Raw genomic sequence first — 20,943 nt, 5'->3', positions numbered from 1 at the left:
ATGGAGAGGCCTCACCGCGTGGTAGGAGGCCTCACCGCCGATAACGAGAGGCCTCACCGCAAGACAGAAAGTCGCTGCATTGCCTAGCATACAGTATAAATTTTCATACCATGGTATGAGCTACTCTGTTTTGTTTTACATCGACTTTAGTTGTAATAGAGGTGAACAAACAAAGTCTGACGAATGAGGCGAGTGCAACCGCCTCTGACGTCTTTTCTCTCTCGTTTATTGCACCCAGTACTGTAATAAAATACTGCAATAAACCGGAGACTGAACTAAACATTAGAAGAGAGCCAATGATGAAAACATTTACCAGCATGATGTTGCTTAGTACTTGTTTAACGGCTGCCCTTTTTCCTCACAATTTGGCTGCAGCAGAAGATGCTAAACACCAGCCAAATCTCAATAGTTCAGAGCAAGCGCAACCGATTTTTAAAAAAATGCGCCGCAGCTCTAACGGTCTATCTAACCGTGTATCACAACGCATTATCACTTCGCGAAATAGTAAAACCTCGCTAAAGCAAGCCCATCTTATTCATACAGCGTTGCCATACACTTTGTCGCAATCTGAGTAAGTCGCAAACTTCGTTAATTTAAACTCTTCAGGCCTACTGCTTTGGCTGTTCTAATTAATTGCTCTGACTGTTCTCATTTACGTCTGTGTCAATCTGCTGAGACATTTTCAAGAACCGTATCTTGCCCTACTCGGTTTACTCGCCTATCAGCCTCATGTTTAACACAGACATAAAAAAGCCCACAGTGATGTGGGCTTAGTGGAAGTGGCAAAGCTAACTAGGGTGTGATGACCATTTTCCCTTTCACTTCCCTATTCATAACCTTTGTCATCGCTTTAGTTGCTTGCTCTAGAGGCAAGGCTTCATCAACAACGACTTTTACCTTTCCCTGTACATACCACGTCAGGAGTTCTTGCATATTTTCGGCAAACCCTTTGGGATCGTGCTGAGTAAACGAGCCCCAAAATACGCCCATTACCGAGTACCCTTTTACTAGGGCTAAGTTTACTGGGAACTTAGGTATCTCTCCGCCAGCAAACCCCACAACAAGCAACCTACCTTCCCACGCCATACTTCTACTACAAGCATGAAAAGTATCACCACCAACGCATTCATAAATAACGTCGGCACCTTTACCGCCCGTCACCTCTTTCAGCGTCTCTTTGAGATCCTTGTCTTTATAATTGATGAGTACATCTGCGCCATACTCTTTTGCTAGGGCAAGCTTTTCTTCTGTAGAACATACTGCAATTACCTTAGCCCCCATTGTTTTACCAATTTGAACCGCCGCTAGGCCGGTGCCACCAGCTGCACCCGTAACAACCAGCGTCTCGCCAGGCTGTAACTTCGCACGCTGTTTTAAGGCATGGTGAGCAGTAGCATGAGCAGTAACAAGCGCCGCACCTTCATTTACATGAATAGGGTCTGGTAACGGCATAACGTGGCTTGCTTTCACAGCTACTTTTTCTGCATAACCGCCCAGATTCGAGAGCGCGATAACCCGTTGTCCTTTTTTAACGTGACCGACTCCCTCACCCACTTCACAGACAACTCCAGCCACTTCGTTGCCAGGAATAAACGGAAAGTCAGGTTGCATTTGATACAGGCCTTGTACCAAGAGCCCGTCTGGAAAGTTAACCCCTGCCGCCTGAACATCAACAACAACATGCCCAGGTTTTGCTATAGGATCGGCAACGTCTTTTACACGTAAATCATCTACTGGCCCAAAGGCTTCACATACAATGGCTTTCATCTTTTCTCCGTATTCTGTTTTCTCTATGTATTCGGCAAAAAAACCCAAAACGCATTAACCCAAGGGTTAAATCATAGGAAACAAGTGTGACTGTTATTCACTGTCTTGGTGTATGGTTTGATTCGCTATTTGCGCTAGAGGACGTACCATCGCCCCCAACTGCATCGCCTTCTCGCTAGATGCATTACCATCGTGAGCGCGCTTCACTACGCCTTGTAAAATAGCGGCGAGTCGGAAGAAACTGAACGCGAGATAAAACGTCCAATTATCAATTTTTCCGATATTCCGTCGTTTACAGTACGCATCAATATACGCTTTTTCTGAAGGGATACCCAAAGCCTCGCGATCTAGCCCTCCTAACCCTGCTGCGTGAGCAATGTCTGAAGGAAGGCGCAGCTGCATACATTGATACGCTAAGTCTGAATAAGGGTGTCCAAGTGTAGACAGCTCCCAATCAAGCACAGCTATTACCTTAGGTTGGTTGGTATCAGACATATCAAACATCATGTTGTCGAGTCTAAAGTCGCCATGGACCAACGAAACCTGTCCATCATCATCAGGCAAATTAGCTTCTAAGTAACTTATAAGGTCTTCAATTTCTTTAATATGCTCTAGTTCAGACGCTCGGTATTGTTTAGTCCAGCGACTTAACTGGCGTTCAAAATAACTTCCGGGCTTTCCATAATCGCTAAGCCCTGCAGATTGAACATCGACGCTGTGCAATGACGTAAGCACTCTGTTCATTTCATCATACATCGCCGTACGGGTGCTGGAAGCAGCAATCTCAGGCAGCGCACTATTCCAAAAAATATCACCGTCAACATGGGCCATGATATAAAACATACTGCCGATAATATCTGGGTCTTCACACAGGTGATATGCCTTCGGAACCGGTACTTCAGAGTTTTGCAGCGCATTAATTACTCTGAATTCGCGGTCTACCGCATGCGCTGATTTAAGTAGCTTGCCCGGAGGCTGGCGCCGTAAAACAAAGGTGCCATTGTCAGTAAGTAGCTTGAAAGTCGGGTTCGACTGGCCGCCAGAAAACTTTTCAGCCTCCTGAACGTGCCCAATATCTGGGCACGCGGTAGTCAGGTAGGTGTTTAGTACCGCTAAATCTAACATATGAGGTGCAGTCGTGTTTTGTGCAGTCAAAACAGCTCCTTATGCGTTTTTATCAGCAATTAAATTACGACCTAACTGCATCATGTGCACTTGATCTGGGCCATCGGCAAGCTTAATGGTGCGTGCATATGCATACATTGCAGACAATACAAAGTCTTGACTCGTTCCAGCCGCACCGTGCATTTGAATGGCGTCGTCTATCACGTTGCACGCCATAGTTGGCGCAACAATTTTAATCGCCGCAATAAGGTCGCGAGATACTTTATTACCGTATCTGTCCATCTTATCGGCTGCCTTTAGCGTTAATAAACGGGCCTGCTCAATATCGCAGTGCATCTTGGCAATGGTTTCACGAATAGACTGCTGTTTTGCTAACGGCTTGCCAAAGGCAACTCGAGATTCTACTCGTTCGCAGGCCATATCTAATGCGCGCTGTGCACATCCGATTAAACGCATGCAGTGGTGAATTCTCCCTGGACCAAGGCGACCTTGAGCAATTTCAAACCCTTTACCCTCACCCACAAGTAAATTTTCAACAGGCACACGTACGTTTTCAAACAAGACTTCGGCATGGCCAATCGGTTCATCATAAAATCCCATTGCTGCCATAGGCCTAACAATGGTGACGCCCTTGGTATCCATAGGCACGAGTATTTGCGATTGCTGCTGATGACGAGGTGCATCAAAATCAGTTTTACCCATCACCACCATAATTTTGCAATTCTCATTCATTGCGCCACTGGTGTACCATTTTTTACCATTGATAACATACTCATCACCGTCGCGCGTAATAGACGTTTCGATATTTGTTGCATCGCTCGACGCCACCGCAGGCTCAGTCATCGCAAACGCAGAGCGAATCTCTCCGTTTAACAAAGGCACTAACCATTCTTCTTTTTGCGCTTCGTTGCCGTATTTGGCTAATACTTCCATATTGCCTGTGTCTGGCGCGCTACAGTTGAATATTTCAGAACTGAACAACACGCGCCCCATTTCTTCACAAAGTGGTGCATATTCGGCGTTAGTCAGCCCGGCTCCGTAGGGCTTGTACTCTTCTGGTAGAAATAAATTCCACAGTCCTGCCTCGCGCGCTTTTTGTTTTAATGCCTGCATCATCGCTGGGGTTTTCCAACGGTCTTTTCCATTCTCTACGGCATGAATGTACTCTTGCTCAATTGGATACACTTCGTCTTTCATGAACGCTCTTAGTTTTTCTAAAAGCGCCTGTGTTTTTTCGTTATATTCAAAATTCATCGCTGTCCCGTTTAGCTATAGGTAATGGCGTGTAACCTGTCAGTCACATCCAGGTGAGGTACGCTATTGAAGTTATTTAAGTGAACGCCTCGCTTATTAGCAAAGCATTGTGAAAAGCTGGCATTACGTATTTGCAAGTTCATGTTGATAACCGTTGCAGAATCGTAGCCTAAAATATGTTTCAGCATCATCGCGATAGCGCCGCCAGAACTGACCACAAGTACGCGTTTTGCATCGCTATTTTGCAAACGTGTGAGCATTGAACCTACACGCCCTTCAAATTGCGCCCAGGTTTCATCGAGCAACCCATGCTCTAGTTCATCTTGTGACCACGCAAGCATGGCCTTTTTCAATAATCGATAGAACTCAGCAGGTGATGCCCCCTCTGGCACTTTATCTTCAGGGAAACGACTAAGATACGCAGCAGCAACCGCCTGAAAATTAAACTCGTTAAGTGCACTGTCTCGTGTAGCCTCTGGTAAATATTTCCCTCCAGCGGATAACCCTTGTGCAATACCCTCGTTAGTTTCACGGTGTCTAACCATATCTCCCATAAAGACGCTGTCGAACTGAATGTCGCGATGGTGAAAATAGTCACCTAACCACACGGCTTGCTGTGCGCCTAGTTCGCTTAGCTTGTCGTAATTCGCCTTACCGAAAGACGCCTGTCCGTGACGAACTAAATAGATATCTGTCATTACACGCTCTTATGTTACCAATATGTTAACCATACTAAGAAAACTCGTTGCATAAGTTTAATTGATATTTTGAATGGGAGTTCATCATGTGAAACTATTCGGACATAAGCGGAATTGGCCGTGGCTATGAAATGAATTAAATACCCAAAAGCCTTTTTCAAAACTATGGCGAGTTGTTGAGCGACCTGTTTGAAAAACCCTACCGCCATTAAAGGGACGCTACTGGAGTCATTTTCTCGCAATGAGTTTGCAACGGGCGAATTCAAACTGAAGTCAGTGAATAAAAATGTCATTGGGGTTCAATTAATTGCCAGCCCATTGATCACTGAAGACGGCGAGCGTTTTTACCAATTGACCTTAAACGATATGGCAATTCGCTGGGGGGGGGTGATGAGTTTGTTTTGCTGTTACAAGCCGAAGATGAAGAGTCTGTGAAAACGGCCATATCGAAAGTGAGTGATGGGGTTAAGAAGCCATTTTACTTTAACAACGAAACTACGCCTATCGTTATTACCATGAGCGTCGGTGTTGCGTTTTACCCCCGCATGAGCCGAGATATCAATACACTAATAAAGCTTGCGGATATCGCAATGTACTAAGCTAAGCAAAATAAAATAACGGCGCCAAATGACTATCTTATTTTTGCTCAGCCACACTCTCAGGAAAAGGGTGATAAGGCGTAAACCCTCATTCGCTATTAAATAGCGCCGGCCGCTTCTTTGATGAAAGCGGCAAGGGTTTCGGGATCTTGTGCGCCTGCTACGCCCTGATTGCCTATGACAAACGTAGGAACACTTTGGATTCCTCGTTGCATCCAAGCCGATTCTAGTTGCCTCACGGCGTCGCTGTACCGCTCATCGGCAAGCACGTCTTTAATGGTTTGAACATCAAGACCAATGCTGCTGCCCTCCTGAATAAGAATATCTATATTATTGATATCCTTTCCTTCCGTAAAATAGGCTTCAAACAAACGCATTTTCATGGGAACCGCTAAGCCCATCTCGTCGGCATAATGGATAAGCTGATGGGCCTTGAAGGTATTTTGCATGGTAGCGTCATCGGCAAGGTTAAACTCAAAGCCAATTGTTTTACCAACATCAATAAGACGCTGCCTGTTTTCACTGCTTTGTGCTGGAGTAATACCGTACTTTTCTATGACGTGCTCACGCAAGTTCTGCCCTTCTTCAGGCATAGCGGGATTAAGCTCGAAGGGATGAAACTTCACCTCTACATTAATGTTATCGAGTTGTTGTATTGCCTGTTGCAACCGCTTGTAGCCCACAATACACCAGGGGCAGACAACGTCAGACACCATATCAATTGTAACTGTTTGCATTTTTCCTCCCTCAAAATTTACGACACTTCAATAGCTCAAGGTACGGCATATGATAACCCTCCTGCAAGCGCACAGCGCTATAAACACGTTATAGACGTGTCTATAGGCTAATAATTGGTATGGAGCCCAAGGTGTAGAGATCACCTTACTCATTCGCTCTTTTAGTTAACGCGCCTGTTTTCGGCCTCAACAACCCTCTTCTGCTCTTTTCTAACAAGTGAAACAATCTGTTCAGCCCACAATGCATACCCAACACTTGAAGGGTGGAAACCGTCCTCTGCCATTAGTTCAGCTATCGCTTCGCCCTTTACATCAAATACATTAAGCTGAAGCAGCCTGCTAAAGGGCAATATGCCTATGGTACTTGCTAATACACGATTGAGCAGCGACGCTCTTTGTCCCAGCACAAAGCGTAATGGTTGAGGAATAGCGGGAAACCCATGCATGGGTGGAACCGCAGAATAGATAACGAGGTTACACTGAAATTTTTGCAGCAAAAAGTGATGAATTTGTCGAAGATTGTTGCGCCATTTAGTTAAGGTGGTGAATCTAGTTACATCATTTACCCCAATAGAAACCACTACCACCTGATACCGGCAGCTATGCTCATGCTTAAGCAATGCAATAATATCGCTACTCGCTAGCCCCGTGCGGGCGTGGAGGATAACAGACACTGCGTAAGACTCGCCGAGTGAATGTGATAGTGCTTGGTACAGCTTTCCAGTTAGCGCATCAGATTGCGTACTTACGCCAACGCCAGCCGCCGCTGAGTCACCTATCACCAGTACGTTAAAGGGTATTTTCTTATCTTCAGATTTGGAGTCTGAAGTTTCGCTTTTAAGCTGTCGCGCACCCGATGGCTCTGGTAAACGAAGGGTTTTCTTACGAACCCATATCGCTTGAATAATGATAATTGGCAAAATGACTAGCAAGCCAATATTAAGCGCCAAAACATTGAACCAGATCAATTCACCGCCTTCCTTGTATTGATAACATAGTGTTAGTTTTCTCTCACCTGCAAAAGAAGAAATGTCATGGCCGTAAAAGATGTAAGCCAATCTGTAAGCCCGCAAGCCGTACGCCAGAATACGAGCCAAAATATAAATCAAATTACAGGGCCAGCAAGTGAAGTAGACCTAACTACAATAGCAAAATACGCGAAGCACGCACCGCGCTATACGTCTTACCCCACTGCGCTTAACTTTGCTCCAGTAAACAATGACATACTTCGTATTGCAAATAAAAACACACAGGCTGAAGCTTTAAGTGTTTACGTGCACATTCCATTTTGTCAGACACTTTGCTACTACTGCGGATGCAATAAAATTGTAACTAGGCACAACAGCAAAGCAGACCAATATCTCAATTACATCAAAAAAGAGCTATTAAGCAAGTCACACCTGCTAGCAGAACGACAGGCTGTGTCGCTTCACCTAGGCGGCGGCTCTCCTAGTTTTTTAAGTGAGCAACAGCAAGCCACTTTGATGACAATGTTAAAAAAGTACATTTCCTTTGATGCTCAAGCAGAAATGGCAATTGAATTAGACCCGCGAAACGTGGACATTTCCTACTTAAAGCATTTAAGAGAGCTCGGCTATAACCGCTTAAGTTTTGGATTACAGGATACCGATTATCAAGTTCAGCAAACAATAAATCGAGTTCAAAGCACGCTTCACATCGCAGACTTGGTATTTGAGGCAAGAAATTTAGGTTTTAGCTCTATTAACTTAGACCTGATCTATGGCTTACCTCATCAAAGCGAAGACACGTTTAGAACCACAATAGCCGCCACGAAAGCCATGTCGCCGGACAGAATATCGCTGTTTAGCTATGCGCATCTGCCAGAACGGTTTGCCGCACAGCGTAAATTCGGTGAAACCATTTTGCCTAATGCAGAGCAAAAAGCAGCGCTCTACAATATCGCGGTAACTGAATTTAAGAAGGTTGGTTATGACATGATTGGCCTTGATCATTTCGCTAAAAAAACTGACCCACTCGCTAGGGCAAAAAACGCAGGCCAACTGCATCGTAACTTTCAAGGCTACACCACAAAAGGAGATACGGATTTAGTCGGCTTTGGCGTGTCTGCTATTAGCACCGTAGGAAACGCCTTTGCACAAAACCCTAAGCAACTAAAAGACTATTACGAGCAGCTTAACAACCACAGGCCAGCTGCCGTTATTGGGCTATCACTTTCAAAAGATGACCTTATTCGAAGAGATGTAATATCAAGCCTCATGTGCAATCTATCGCTGAAAAAAGACGCTATTGAGGGTAAGTACGGCATTACCTTTGACGACTATTTTGCCATCGAGCTCGACGCGCTACGCCCGCTGCAAAAAGATGGCCTTGTGCTGCATATGGATAAAGGGATAGTGGTGCCAGAAAGTGCAAGAATTTTCATTCGTGCCATTTGTGCAACCTTCGATGCTTATGTAGACTCGGCTAAAATCATGACCCGCTTTTCTAAAGCAATTTGAAGCGCGCAATTACGGGCATATTTTTAGCGAGTTGAAGACGACTTACTGATAGCGTACTGATAACCGCATACAGTGCTGGTTGCTTGGCCTCCTTCATGCCCTTCTGGTTAATAATCCGAAGATTAAGCAACACTCGACCGCTTTTATGATTGTCGAAATGGTTAATATCTTCTATCACACAGTTAAGCGAATTCAAGATGCTCGATGTCGAGTTTTCAGTCGTTGCTGCTGTGTTCGTATCGATACTGACTTCACTGGCTTTTATCGCGAATCGCACCTGGCCGCCGGCTGATAGCGAATTATCAATCTCGTTTTTATCTGCTTGATTAGGTTCACACTCGCTGGGCTTTGCGACATTAGAACTTGCGACTTTTGACCTTACTATACTGGACCTTGCGACACTGCACCTTGCTGCAATGAGCGATTTTGGGGAGACGTACAGCCGCTGCCCGCTAACAATGACTTGATACACCGTATTCTGATTTGGTTCTTCAAAGTCAGTGGCGTTTTCATTAAGCATCTCTTTTTCTGGATAGGTAGTCTTTCCAGCGTTTGTATGAGTACTCTCTTCAGCGTGGCTGCCTAATGTTGCCTCGGCAATACATTCAACAACGCCGTTAAGTATGGCCGAGGGAGTATGAATCGCCCCGCCTTGGTACATATTGGGAACAACGCTATCTACATTACCTACTGCTTCTATTTTCCCAGCACAAATGTAAATCATCTCGTCACTCAGTAATAAAAGCTCATCAATGTCATGGGAAACCACAAAGCATGTAAGTTGCGATACCGCGCACAATTGGCGTAAAAAAGCGTAAATGTGCCGTCTGGTTACAGCATCTATCGCGCTAAGTGATTCGTCGAGCAGCAGAATGTGAGGCCCGTTAACTAATGCCCTTGCAATAGCCACCCGCTGGGCTTCACCACCAGACAGGGTAGCTATGGGTTTTGACAGTAGGTGCTCGCAGTGACACCCTTTTACCGCCTCATTAATAGAAATGGCATGCTTACTGGCATGACGGGTGGCAAGCTGTAAATTGCCCTCCACATTCATATGAGGGAACAATAAGGGCTGCTGAAATACAATACCAATTTTTGGCGAAACATGGCCCCAATTAGCTTGCGTCAACGCGCCTTTTTCAAAGCCTGCTATGCAGCGTAACAAGCTGCTTTTACCCGCACCGGATGGCCCAGTGATACCGATAAATGACGAAGAAGCACGCAGTTCAACCCGGCCTTCTACTCTGTTTGGAAGCAATACCTCAAACGCCACACTCATCGCTTGCGCTCCGGGTCTATATTTCTAGTACCACTTGAGGGGTCTGCACCACCATTAAAGCGATAGAGTAGCGCTAACACAATGAAGGAAAACACAAGTAGTCCAAGGGACATCACATGGGCACGCTCATATTCTAGTGCTTCAACTTGCTCATAAAGCGCAATGGAAAGTACCTGGGTTTCACCCGGTATATTGCCTCCAATCATGAGCACCACTCCAAATTCACCTACGGTGTGAGCAAAACTGAGCCCAAATGCCACCATGATTGGCGCTTTGCAAAGTGGCAGCACAATGCGATAAAAACCTTCTAGCCGTGAAAAACCAAGAGAGCTCGCCACCTCAAGATACCGTTTATCTAGCTGCACGAACCCACTGTATAAAGGTTGAAGGGCGAAGGGCAGTGAATATATTAATGAGCCAAGCACAAGCCCCTGAAAGCTAAATACCAACGTGCTGCCTGTTAATGCTAACCACCACTCCCCCAGCGCACTTTGGGGTGAGAACGCGATGAGTAAATAGAAGCCAAGCACGGTAGGTGGCAGTACTAGCGGCAATGCCAACACAGACAGAACCAATGATTTTGCCTTGTGTTGCCAGTTCGCCAAAAACCATGCAAGGGGCATAACTATAATCAACAATAAGACACTGGTGACTAACGCTAGCTTAAACGTGAGTATGACAGTATTTAACATTTCAGCATTCACCATATCGGCATCTACATACCCCATGAATCAGCACCCATTTTGCCTTTGTGATGTTTAGCGCGAACATCAGTGTGATAATTACTCAATACACCTTCATACCCCCAATCACTCAGTGATGATTGCACCGAGGAAGACAGTAAATACTGCACAAAAAGACTCGCAGGTTTAATGTGAACCAACGATTCAGTATTTATTACCTCACCCACGCCATTTATCGAATCAAAAATATTCGGGCTTAATGCAGCGGCATCGTTGTCGTTAATGGCTAAGGATTGCACTATAGGAGCGTGTAGGCTTTCATCAATAAGCGACCAGTACATTGTTTGATGCAAGCCAGTTGGTCTATAGGAGCTACCTGCTTTATCAAAGCCAGCTGGTTTATTGAAAATTGTACCTGATGTTGGCGCTGATACCCCCTCAAGGCTATCATTCTCACTGTGATTGCCACTACTACCCTCACTTTCGGCAAGCACAGTAGAGTATGCGACTAACGCACCTTTTACATTGCCTGTATTCACATACTGATACGCTTGCAGCACATTTTTCCCTTTTACTAGCCTATCTTTAAACGTATTCCACAACGACGTGTTGTGTAAAACCTGCTGTGCGGCCAGCCCATAAGGCGCTAGCTTAGGGTTGGCAATAGCAAACTTACCGCTGGTTTCTGCGATAAAACGTTCAAGCGCCATTTTCGTCTCTGTACTGGCATTGGGTGTAATTAGCGCCAGTCGGCCACGGGCAAAGGCTGTCACGTTATCGGGATGAATAAGGTTGTTCTTCGCTAGCATGGCGGGCCGCGCAGTGTCTGCAGAAAGAAAAACGTCAAAGCTCGCGCCGTGAAAAATTTGCGCGTACAGGGTTCCGCTTGATGACGTTGTTATGGATACGTCGATGCCGGTAGTGGCAGTGAAATCGGAGGCAATTGCCGCTAAAGGCTTCGCGAAATTTGCGGCAACCGCAATGTTAAGCCGTGGTGACTTAGCATAATGCTCGTGAAAAACATTTGAAAAATTTTGCGCACTTTTCGTGGTGGCCATTGCAGAGCTTGAGAATAACAAAAGTGCCGTGACCAATAATGTGAGTAAACGCGTTACTGCCCTCAACGCTCAGACATCCACTTTAGCGCAGCAGCGTCATCCGAACCTTTTGCTTCAACCCACGTGGACTTGTCGCCTTTAAACTCTTTTTTCCACAAAGGGACCGATTGTTTGAGCATGTCCATTAAAAAGCATGCGCCATCAAATGCTGCCTGTCTGTGTGTAGCAGCGCAGCCTACCCAAACGATTTGCTCGTTATTATAAATACGACCTACGCGATGCACCGCACCGGCATTGGTAAGTGAAAAGCGCTCTATCGCTTTATCTATCAAAATAGACAGTGCTTTTTCAGTCATACCTGGATAATGCTCTAACTCAATACCGTCAATATTACCAGCGTTGTTAAAGTCTCTAACTAAGCCAGTAAATGTTACGATAGCGCCCGTATTACCTAACGTTTTAGCTTGAGTCTGTGATTGCAACTGGGCATACAAGTCGCCCTGATCGAAGTCTTGCTCCTGTATGTAAGCAAACATCGTTAGCCCCCAGTAACAGGAGGAAAAAAAGCGACTTCATCGCCTGGGCTCAACACGGTGCTGCTATCGCACAACTGCTGATTTTTAGCCGTTAAAATACTTCCCTCTAAGGCAAGTGCCCAGTTTCTGTCTAACTCTCTTAACTGCGCTATAACGTGGGCGATTGTCGCCTCCGTATCGCTATCGACAACATCGATACTCAGGGTGGGCGTTTTCGAAATTTCACGGGTTTGTGCGAATGTTTTCACCGTTATTTGCATGCTGTTCCTATGCTAAATTAATGTATGAATGCGTTAATGAAGGCTATCGTGAGGCTATTGATATGAGCCTCTGTTCACTCACATCACTGTTGACTCACTTCACTGCTCACTTCATTGCTGGACCAATGGCCCGTTTTTCCGCCTTTCTTTTCAAGAACCCGTACGCCTTCCATATGCATAGTCGGGTCGATGGCTTTGCACATATCAAACAGAGTGAGTAGCGCCACATTCACACCGATCAGCGCTTCCATTTCCACACCTGTTTTACCGCTTAGCTTGCAGTAACAGGTAGCTCGTATCCGCTTTTCTTTGGGCTGAATCTCAAAATTCACGTCTACTTTAGATAACGCCAGTGGGTGGCAAAGGGGGATCAAATCACTGCACCGTTTCGCACCTTGAATACCGGCAATTCTTGCCACTGCAAATACATCGCCTTTCGCAATTTTTGCTTCGCTTATTTGCTTGATAACGCTGTCGCTAACATAGAGAAAGCCTTGTGCAGTTGCCTCTCTTTTTGTCACACTTTTATCACTTACATCAACCATATTTGCCTGACCACCGGCATCGATGTGGCTGAATTTACCCGAAGATTCGCTCATGCTGTTTTCCTGCTCAGGGCTGTTCTCTTATTTTTGATTTTAGAGCCGCCCAAGGCTGTTCCCGTATTCACAGGTTCACCAAATGTTTAACGAAGTTACATGGTCTAAAATCCACATCTAACTGGCTAGCAATAATTCGCTCCCACCCAGTTCTACATGCACCTGTAGAGCCTGGCAAACAAAAAATCACCGTGTTGTTAGCAAAGCCAGCGACAGCTCTAGATTGAATAGTCGATGTGCCAATTTCTTCATAGCTTAACTGGCGGAATAGCTCTCCAAAGCCATCAACCTCTTTATCGAACAATACGCTAATCGCCTCTGGGGTGGAGTCTCGGTGGGTAAATCCAGTACCACCAGTTATGAGAATGCTATGAATGCTACTATCTGCAATCCACGAGGACACAACGGCTCGCTGTTGATATATATCGTCTTTCACAAGTTCTCTAGCAGCAAGGTTATGCCCGGCGTCGGTCAATGCCTGAGTGAGGTAGTCTCCAGACTTGTCGTTATCAAGAGACCGGGTATCTGAAATTGTGAGTACGGCAATATTGAGCGGCTGGCTAACAGCAGACATATAAATTCCTAATTTGCTATGCGACATCGTGTCTGGCTTTGATAAAGTATAAACTCCCGTCAAACCAGCACAATTTTTTGTGAGTAGACACTTTATAAGGGTGTACCCCATGAATTCAATACTTAAGTTGACTTAACCTATGCGTAAAACACCTCATAGAGACCTGACTGACAAACAAGCTATGCGCTACAACCGCCATATTGTGCTGCCAAGTGTGGATTTAGGCGGGCAAGAGGCGCTGCTAAATGCAAAAGTGCTTATTGTGGGTATGGGCGGCCTAGGTAACGCCGCAGCCATGAATCTCTGTGCAAGTGGTGTTGGCACCCTCACCCTTATTGATTTCGACAGTGTAGAATTAACCAACCTTCATCGCCAAACGCTCTTTTGTGAAGTTGATGTCTCAAAAAGTAAGGTACACGCCGCGCAACAGCAGCTTGTGCAAATGAATACCGACTGTGAAATTCACACCGTTAATGAGGCGTTTGGCGAAGAACATAAAAGCCTAGTGACCTCCTGTGATGTGGTGCTTGATTGTACCGACAACGCCGATGCTCGAGACCTTATTAACAAGCTTTGCTACGCCACAGGTACGCCCTTAGTATCAGGCGCTGCTATTCGCTTTGAAGGACAGCTATTTGTTGCCATTCCCGGCAAGAGTCGCTGCTATGGGTGTTTGAGGCAGCTATTTACAGCGCCAGACTTAAGCTGTGTAGAGTCGGGAATATTTTCACCCGTCGCGAATATTGTGGGCACTTATCAGTCGTTACTTGCTATGCAGGTACTCATGAAATTTGACACTATTCCGGTAAACACCTTAATGACATTCGACGCCTTAGGGCACGAGTGGCAACGCTGGCAGCTTCCCGATACAACAGAATGTGACATTTGCGGGCCCGCTCACGCCAAGTAGAGCATAGAAATTGCATTAGCTGCTCATTGAAACGCGCTTGTAAAAGGATGTTAAATGACAGCAGAATATTTTTTAGTGCTTGGCTTAATCGGGGTGGCATTTTTTGCAGTAGCAGGCGCATTGCTTGGCTATGAAAAAAATATCAGTGGCTTTGGGGTTGTGGTAGTTGCCACCGTTACCGCACTGGGTGGCGGCACACTGCGAGATATTTTGCTAAGCAAACCCATATTTTGGATTGAAACGCCGGATTATTTATACTCAACCTACGCTGCCATTATTGCTACGGTTTTGCTTATCCGCTACCTCCCCTCCGTCAACAATTATTATTTTTTGATGGTAGATGCTATCGGCATGGCAATCTTTAATATTATGGGTATCGAAAAAGCACTCATTAGCGGTACGGGGCTGGTGGTTGCCATTACAATGGGTATTACTACCGGAATATTCGGCAGCTTGATCCGTGATGTTATATGTCGGGAAGTGCCATCGGTAATGCGAAACGAACCTTACGCGTCAGCGTGTTTAGCGGGCGGTTTAGTCTATGCCGCCTTATTTAGCCAAGACATAAGCTATATCTGGTGTATTTTAGGTTCTCTTATAACAACCATTTCTCTTAGGTTGGGCTCGTTACATTGGGGGTGGCACATCACCATCTTTAGAAAAAAGGATCGCGAAGTACAAAATAGCTAAATCACACCATTGACTAACATGTGTTCAAGCTTGCTGCATCGCAAATGAAAAAAACCGGCACTATCAAATGCTAATGCCGGGTTTGCTAGGCTTGTGAAGAACTATTTCAAAAGCGCCGGTAATCTTAGGTAAGGCTACGACCTACTTTTATGAAATGCTCTTTCAATACGGTCGGTAAGGTAGAATTTATGAACCTTACTCGCTCTATCACCCCGTGAGTTATCGACTAAATCACTAATCCGGTTTAGCTCATAAAGCGCAGCTGCTTTGGCCAAATGATCGTAGTTGCTGGCTTTTTCTAAACCACTTATTTTAATCAACTGTTCCACATATTCCGTTTGCAGATTTCGGCGGTAGCTATTTACGTCACGCTTAATATCAGCCTCAAAAATTCCTTTTGTGAGCTCTCCCATCATTTGCTCAAGACTGTACTCATTACCATAAAGTGCCGTATCGCTCATACGCATTTGAACAGCAGGATGAAGCAAATGGGTAAGCACATTTTTTTGTGCCCCTAGCAGCATTTTGTGTGGCTTAGGATCTTCGTTTTTCCCCATATTGTCGAAACCGCGACGCTGACGCTGAATGTAAGCAAATAGTGGCTCCATGGTTTCGATAGCATTAGGTGCAAACACAAACTCGTTTAGCGTTTGCATAGCGCGCTGCTGTAACGCCTTAGGTACTGGCGTAAAGGGCTGTTCATACCCTTCTTGCCCCACAAACGTGCGGTCTACATACACACCGCCTACATAACGCGAAACAACACTAGCCTGGCGTGCAAACTCACCAAATACGGCGTTGACGCCCACCGCGAGGTCATTGTGAGAACGATTATCAGCGAGGGTTTTGTCTTTAATTTCTGTGGCTGTTGATTTAATAAGACCAAATCGGTCTCGCGCGTATTCAACTGCATCGCCCGACATATCAAAGATATTGATTCGTGGGTCGAGGTGACGTCCCGGTGCTCGCATATCATCAGCATCGTTACCGAACGCCAGCTCTGGTTCTGCGCTGCGTGACAAAATAGCCTGCAGTCGTTTTTCTTCGGCTTCTGGGTCTGCTAGCGCAGTAGAATAACCGTATTCAATTGCCCAATCATCATAAGGCCCGGGCTTTTCTGTGTAAAAGTCGCCTTGCGTAACGCCATCAGGCGCAAAGTTAACAGAAGGGTAATCCATTACAGAGCCGGCCAAAATACCCTGTGTGACCGACGCGTCATGGGCTTCGTCATGACCGTGCAGCTGAGACGCTTTCATGTTGTGGTTAAGCCCTAGGGTATGACCCACTTCATGCAAAATTAAGTAACGCATGGCTTGCCTAAGAAGCTTGTCTTTTTCAATATCGCCCATCCCTTTGGCTAGTGACGCATATTCACCAAAAAGCAGTCCAGCATTAAGCTCGTGGCCCAATGAACAGTATTGCGCGGCATCGTCATCTAACGACGAGGGCATTTGCGATGAAAGAGAGCTAGCCCCGTCGGTAAACATTTCACCTGCAATCCAGCGCCCTTTCATAAAGCTGTATTCCAGCATGATATCAGAGGCAATAATTTGTCCCGTTAACGGGTTGGCAACGCTTGGGCCGTAACCGCCAAATGGGGGTCTTGGCGATGACGTCCAGCGCAGCACGTTGTAGCGAACATCTTCGGCTTTCCAATCTGCATCATCAGGTTGAATACGCACTTCGATGGCATTGCTAATACCGGCTTTTTCAAACGCGGAATTCCAACTTAATGTTGCATTACGTATAGTGTCTCGCCACTCGACGGGGGTTGTATTTTCAATCCACCATACTATAGGCTCAACGGGGTCTGACACCGCTGCGTTCGGGTCTTTCTTTTCTAAATGCCAGCGGTTTATCACATCGCGACCGATAAAGGTTTGATCAGTGGTTAAATCGTCAAATTGCTTACCAAAATAACCAATTCTTGGGTCGTCTCTGCGGGATGCAAAGTTGTTATCAGGCAGTTCAATAAAGGCATGTTGCAAACTAATTGTGGTGTAGCGAGGGTCGGTAATATAGTTGCCGCCACGTACCTGTGGGGTGTCATTTTCAAAAACGTAATCCACTACAATGTGGGTGTTTGCAGGGAAATTGTCGATGGCAGCAATCTTACTTTTATCATCGCTAAGCTTACCTAACTTGAAGCGTTTCTTCTCTGCTTCTGGTCTTGACGACGGCATTGGTGCTACACGGTGAAGCTTTTGATTTTTCACCACGTCCTCTAGCTTTATCGCTATGCGTCCGTCTTCCTCATTCACAATTTTAGTGGATACCAGCACGGCCTCACTAGTATTAGCATTAGCGGCTTTGCTAATGGCGTTGTCAGGATCGAAATAATAGCGAGGTGTCATTGCCACAATTTCAATGCGGTCAAAAACACGACGCATTTCAATGAGGCGATGTTGGCGAAAACCGCCGCGAAAATGCCCTGCATCCACTACACCTTCAACAGTATTTGCGAAGTATAAAAACGGCTTATTCAGTTTAGCTTCATCGATAACCATTAAAGCCGTACCGTCTTCGCTGTCTTGATACACAGGCAAATAGCCGTCGTAAGCAATTTTATCTTTTAGCGTTTGAGCAAGAGTTTGTTCTTCAGTGCTCTCGTCTTTAATCTCTTCCTTGATTTCTTTTTTGATTTCTTCCTTAGCTTCTGAAATCGACTCTTTATTCTCGTCCTGAGCATAGACATTATGACTTATTGCTGACGTGCTCAATAAAGCGATCATCAGCGCTTGGTTTATTTTATTGAATTTCATAGAGTTTCCTGTCTAACTATTTTTTATCGTTATGATGTAGGCTTGTCGCACTACTTTATTAGAATTTTTTATACTAACTGACGCGATATGACTTAGTATCTTACATATCAAAAAGGTTGTTTTGTAAACTATCGCGTTTTGTTGCCAATAGACCGTTGGAAATATTGCAAAATGTGTCAATGCTGACAGTTTTGTCTTTTTTTTCGCCGTTAACGCCTACTGGACTTATTTGAGTGACTTATTTGATAAAAAGGCCAATGAAGAATGTGAGCTGATGGGGTGTGCAGACAAAAGCGCCTAGAGTGACGTATCCACTTAAGGCGCTTACAACTAGCATTTTTCTACTAAAGGTATCTCTTAGATTTTCTGTTAAAAATAGCGAATTAAACAGACAGGCATTTATTGAAGTGATTTGCCCGCATGGTTAATTTCAGCACTTAATTGCTCTGCATCGCTTAGTTCGCTGTAAAGGCTATCGATGGGCTCGCCAGCTATAAGTCCTACGATACTGCCTAGCACAAAGCCTCTGTGCACATTGTCACCGCCTACGTTAGTATTAGCGAGCAGCGCTTTTTTACTTTCATCACTATAGCGATAAGCGAAGTAAAGAATACTCGGCCACGCACCTGAGATATAGCATGCTGGAGAATAGGTGTGCCCTACCACTTCCATGTCACTTTTCTTCTTCGCAACTAACTTAGGTAACGACAAACCCATCGATCGCGTAGCGATATCTTCTAGTATCTCCTGCGCCGATTCGCCTTCTTGGTGCAATAGGCGAAACAACAGTTCAACATAGAAATCGCACACCATGGCTAAATCATCACTAGGGTGAGTTAGCACTAAGTGCTCTCTGCATACTCTTTGTGTCGCAGTCAGTTCGTCCCCTCGTACCGCCGCGCTAAGCGCAAGTGGCGCAATGGTAACAAACCCACCTATTGAGGCAGTATCATGGGTTACTGCACCGCACTTATGTGCAGGCTTTCCAGCCTCTAAATTGGCAAAAAAACCGCGATGATAAGACTCAGCGTAGGTGTCAGGATGTTGCGGCTGGCTAGCGGTTAGCATTTTTATATATTCGTCTAAAAATTCGTCCCGCTGATAGCCCCTTGATAAGCATCTCAACATTACTCTGGCGCAATGGGCATTCAACGTATTCTCACCGGCTTTCATACCTTGATGGTAATGTTGATTTGCGCCCGTCCAATATTGTCGCTTACCTTTCAAAATCACGTCACCAACAATCTCTTTTTTAGCCTGACGCGACGCTCTTGCCCTGCCCCCTTCACTGGTAGAGTGCAGAGACATAATTGACGAAGGATGATACGAAGGCGCATCCTCAAACTTTACAATGCCACCATTAAACGCTTTGAAGATATCACCCGGGTTGTAATACCAATGAACTGGCATAGCTAGGGCATCACCAATAAACGCATTTTTTAATGCGGCCTCAAAACGCCTCTCGAAAAGATGCTGAGATGCTGAAGAAGTATTTTCCTCTTGTTTTAGTAATGAGCTTTCTGACGATGTAGCCAATGCTTTGTCTCCTAATCTAAACAAATTGTTTCTACTACCCTAGTGGCAGAACAAACTGAAAATTTGAATGCGTTGTTCTTCTCACTCTCTTTAGACTTTTTGCAATAAAGCCTGGCAAATTACTTTTTGGAAATTTGATGCCAAGAGAGGTGTTAGTAAGAAGTTATACGCAGAGTTGGATAAGAATGATCGTATTGGTTGGTTTTGGAATTTAGGCCGCTTAAACAGCACTAAACACTTGAGAAATGAATAATACAGATGGCACAAAACGAGTAAAAATTATACATGCTATGAGCTAATATTGAGTAAGACAAACTTCCAGATAAAAGTCTTATGTAACCAAGAAATAGACCAACAAGAAAAATAGAAATAAAAGTAGAAACATGTTCATATTGGGTATGTATTAAGCTAAAAATAGCCGATGAGATAATCACATTAATATGTTGATTTAAATAAATAAGTTTTTTAAAAAGCCATCCTCGAAATAAACACTCTTCAATTAAAGGAGCAGCAATACATACAGCGAAAAACAGTGTCACCATTGAAATAGTATTGCCAGCTAATGTTGTCGCATTCAGCATTGCGGCTTCATCTTTTACATTGAGAAACTCTCCCGCGTATTTAGATAGAGCCCATAAGCATAAAGTTATAAACAGGATTTTCATTGATATACGGGCATTGGTTTTACCAAGGTTTAAAAAATCAAACTTTTTTGATTTTTCATCACCTGGAGTAACCATAATTAAAAGAGGTATAAAAAAAACGGCAGATAAGGAAATTGAAATAAAGGGACGAAGCTCAGAATACTTTAGAGAAAATTCAGAAGATAAGCATCTTATCACCACTTCCGATAATAACGAGGGGGCAATATAAATCAGGAAGGAGAGGAATACGTAAAACAATGCATTCAAAGTAAAAGCCTATATAAATTTAGATTTTTTTAAAAGGCTGAGCGTGTATATAAGCACACATCAAAAAGCCTTTGAGAAAAATTTAAAAGTCGATTAGTTGCAGCCATCGGATCACTAAAATTGTGACTTGCATTGCTCCAATCAGCTTGCAGTGCGGAATCAAGTAGCTTCCCATCTGCGTAACCAATTAGAAAATTTAATAATCTGTTTCCGCCACTCACTTGCTTTATTTCATTTACGTTTAACTCATCCATAATTTTATTTATCCTTTAAATCGAATTTAAATTACACTTTTTAATATTAGTTTTAAAACGCTAAAAAATATGACATAAATCTTTTAAAAAAATTTAAATCAATGCCAGCACCCCATCGTCTCACAAATAAAAATTAGAAAATAAATTACTAATGAAAACTGGAGAAGTTAAATTTAAAACGGATTTTTTCTACTAGTCAATTGAATACCTTGAATCCTCTTTAAAACTAGC

The 20,943-nt window shown here is 44.5% G+C and carries 22 protein-coding genes; 5 read left to right on the top strand and 17 right to left on the bottom strand.

Features of this window, described 5'->3' with window-relative positions:
- Window positions 1-296 precede the first annotated feature (296 nt).
- The gene (locus tag JV36_RS0118115; RefSeq protein ID WP_152561564.1) at window positions 297-575 is read left to right on the top strand and encodes a hypothetical protein; all 279 of its coding nucleotides are present in this window, start codon (window positions 297-299) and stop codon (window positions 573-575) included.
- 217 nt (window positions 576-792) lie between these two features.
- Here the strand turns inward: JV36_RS0118115 and JV36_RS0118110 are convergent, their stop codons facing one another.
- The 4 genes from JV36_RS0118110 to JV36_RS0118095 all read right to left on the bottom strand — a co-directional run bounded on the left by JV36_RS0118110 (window position 793) and on the right by JV36_RS0118095 (window position 4,844).
- Window positions 793-1,767 (bottom strand): NADPH:quinone oxidoreductase family protein, encoded by a 975-nt coding sequence (locus tag JV36_RS0118110; RefSeq protein WP_032096585.1) that lies wholly within the window; start codon window positions 1,765-1,767, stop codon window positions 793-795.
- Window positions 1,768-1,860: 93 nt separating this feature from the next.
- Complete coding sequence (locus tag JV36_RS0118105; RefSeq protein ID WP_152561577.1) at window positions 1,861-2,892, bottom strand: phosphotransferase family protein; 1,032 nt, start codon at window positions 2,890-2,892, stop codon at window positions 1,861-1,863.
- A gap of 39 nt (window positions 2,893-2,931) precedes the next feature.
- Complete coding sequence (locus tag JV36_RS0118100; RefSeq protein WP_032096587.1) at window positions 2,932-4,146, bottom strand: acyl-CoA dehydrogenase family protein; 1,215 nt, start codon at window positions 4,144-4,146, stop codon at window positions 2,932-2,934.
- An 11-nt stretch (window positions 4,147-4,157) separates the two neighbouring features.
- Entirely contained in the window at window positions 4,158-4,844 is a 687-nt protein-coding gene (locus JV36_RS0118095) for a histidine phosphatase family protein (RefSeq protein ID WP_032096588.1), read from the bottom strand.
- A gap of 350 nt (window positions 4,845-5,194) precedes the next feature.
- Here JV36_RS0118095 and JV36_RS19970 point away from each other — a divergent pair, with 350 nt between their 5' ends.
- Entirely contained in the window at window positions 5,195-5,443 is a 249-nt protein-coding gene (locus JV36_RS19970; RefSeq protein ID WP_326938260.1) for a diguanylate cyclase domain-containing protein, read from the top strand.
- 98 nt (window positions 5,444-5,541) lie between these two features.
- Here the strand turns inward: JV36_RS19970 and JV36_RS0118080 are convergent, their stop codons facing one another.
- Both JV36_RS0118080 and JV36_RS0118075 read right to left on the bottom strand, forming a co-directional pair.
- Window positions 5,542-6,180, bottom strand: a complete 639-nt coding sequence (locus JV36_RS0118080) for a DsbA family oxidoreductase (protein ID WP_032096591.1) — start codon at window positions 6,178-6,180, stop codon at window positions 5,542-5,544.
- A 161-nt stretch (window positions 6,181-6,341) separates the two neighbouring features.
- Window positions 6,342-7,148, bottom strand: a complete 807-nt coding sequence (locus JV36_RS0118075) for an SGNH/GDSL hydrolase family protein (RefSeq protein WP_052010221.1) — start codon at window positions 7,146-7,148, stop codon at window positions 6,342-6,344.
- A gap of 66 nt (window positions 7,149-7,214) precedes the next feature.
- Here JV36_RS0118075 and hemN point away from each other — a divergent pair, with 66 nt between their 5' ends.
- A complete protein-coding gene (gene hemN / locus JV36_RS0118070; RefSeq protein ID WP_081926705.1) occupies window positions 7,215-8,660 on the top strand; it encodes an oxygen-independent coproporphyrinogen III oxidase in 1,446 nt (481 codons plus the stop codon).
- Here the strand turns inward: hemN and JV36_RS0118065 are convergent.
- The 7 genes from JV36_RS0118065 to moaB all read right to left on the bottom strand — a co-directional run bounded on the left by JV36_RS0118065 (window position 8,647) and on the right by moaB (window position 13,649).
- Complete coding sequence (locus JV36_RS0118065) at window positions 8,647-9,939, bottom strand: ATP-binding cassette domain-containing protein (RefSeq protein WP_032096592.1); 1,293 nt, start codon at window positions 9,937-9,939, stop codon at window positions 8,647-8,649. The two genes, hemN and JV36_RS0118065, sit on opposite strands and share 14 nt — an antisense overlap.
- Complete coding sequence (modB, locus tag JV36_RS0118060; RefSeq protein ID WP_081926703.1) at window positions 9,936-10,667, bottom strand: molybdate ABC transporter permease subunit; 732 nt, start codon at window positions 10,665-10,667, stop codon at window positions 9,936-9,938. Before modB ends, JV36_RS0118065 begins: the two co-directional genes overlap by 4 nt.
- The gene (gene modA / locus JV36_RS19365) at window positions 10,655-11,680 is read right to left on the bottom strand and encodes a molybdate ABC transporter substrate-binding protein (protein WP_081926747.1); all 1,026 of its coding nucleotides are present in this window, start codon (window positions 11,678-11,680) and stop codon (window positions 10,655-10,657) included. Before modA ends, modB begins: the two co-directional genes overlap by 13 nt.
- Window positions 11,681-11,742: 62 nt before the next feature.
- Window positions 11,743-12,216: a molybdenum cofactor biosynthesis protein MoaE gene (locus tag JV36_RS0118050; RefSeq protein ID WP_032096593.1), complete on the bottom strand. Its 474-nt coding sequence runs from the start codon at window positions 12,214-12,216 to the stop codon at window positions 11,743-11,745.
- A gap of 2 nt (window positions 12,217-12,218) precedes the next feature.
- Complete coding sequence (locus tag JV36_RS0118045; RefSeq protein WP_032096594.1) at window positions 12,219-12,476, bottom strand: MoaD/ThiS family protein; 258 nt, start codon at window positions 12,474-12,476, stop codon at window positions 12,219-12,221.
- 83 nt (window positions 12,477-12,559) lie between these two features.
- Window positions 12,560-13,075 carry a cyclic pyranopterin monophosphate synthase MoaC gene (moaC, locus tag JV36_RS0118040; protein ID WP_032096595.1) on the bottom strand — a complete coding sequence of 172 codons (516 nt, stop codon included), beginning with the start codon at window positions 13,073-13,075 and terminating at the stop codon, window positions 12,560-12,562.
- 67 nt (window positions 13,076-13,142) lie between these two features.
- A complete protein-coding gene (gene moaB, locus JV36_RS0118035) occupies window positions 13,143-13,649 on the bottom strand; it encodes a molybdenum cofactor biosynthesis protein B (RefSeq protein WP_152561565.1) in 507 nt (168 codons plus the stop codon).
- Window positions 13,650-13,788: 139 nt separating this feature from the next.
- Here moaB and JV36_RS0118030 point away from each other — a divergent pair, with 139 nt between their 5' ends.
- On the top strand, window positions 13,789-14,559 hold the full coding sequence (locus tag JV36_RS0118030) for a HesA/MoeB/ThiF family protein (protein WP_032096597.1): 771 nt from the start codon (window positions 13,789-13,791) through the stop codon (window positions 14,557-14,559).
- Between the two features lie 54 nt (window positions 14,560-14,613).
- Complete coding sequence (locus JV36_RS0118025; RefSeq protein WP_032096598.1) at window positions 14,614-15,249, top strand: trimeric intracellular cation channel family protein; 636 nt, start codon at window positions 14,614-14,616, stop codon at window positions 15,247-15,249.
- A 134-nt stretch (window positions 15,250-15,383) separates the two neighbouring features.
- Here the strand turns inward: JV36_RS0118025 and JV36_RS0118020 are convergent, their stop codons facing one another.
- From JV36_RS0118020 to JV36_RS0118005, 4 genes are all read right to left on the bottom strand, one after another.
- Window positions 15,384-18,011, bottom strand: coding sequence for a zinc-dependent metalloprotease (locus JV36_RS0118020; protein WP_081926701.1), 2,628 nt, complete (start codon window positions 18,009-18,011; stop codon window positions 15,384-15,386).
- 399 nt (window positions 18,012-18,410) lie between these two features.
- Window positions 18,411-19,439, bottom strand: coding sequence for an ADP-ribosylglycohydrolase family protein (locus tag JV36_RS0118015; protein ID WP_052010256.1), 1,029 nt, complete (start codon window positions 19,437-19,439; stop codon window positions 18,411-18,413).
- A 338-nt stretch (window positions 19,440-19,777) separates the two neighbouring features.
- Window positions 19,778-20,458 (bottom strand): CPBP family intramembrane glutamic endopeptidase, encoded by a 681-nt coding sequence (locus tag JV36_RS0118010; RefSeq protein ID WP_032139787.1) that lies wholly within the window; start codon window positions 20,456-20,458, stop codon window positions 19,778-19,780.
- Window positions 20,459-20,487: 29 nt separating this feature from the next.
- The gene (locus JV36_RS0118005; RefSeq protein WP_032096601.1) at window positions 20,488-20,712 is read right to left on the bottom strand and encodes a hypothetical protein; all 225 of its coding nucleotides are present in this window, start codon (window positions 20,710-20,712) and stop codon (window positions 20,488-20,490) included.
- Window positions 20,713-20,943 lie beyond the last annotated feature (231 nt).

It is taken from the genome of Alteromonas sp. LOR (assembly GCF_000753865.1).
In the GTDB taxonomy this organism is placed as follows: domain Bacteria; phylum Pseudomonadota; class Gammaproteobacteria; order Enterobacterales; family Alteromonadaceae; genus Alteromonas.
This window is presented reverse-complemented; position numbering and strand designations above follow the sequence as displayed.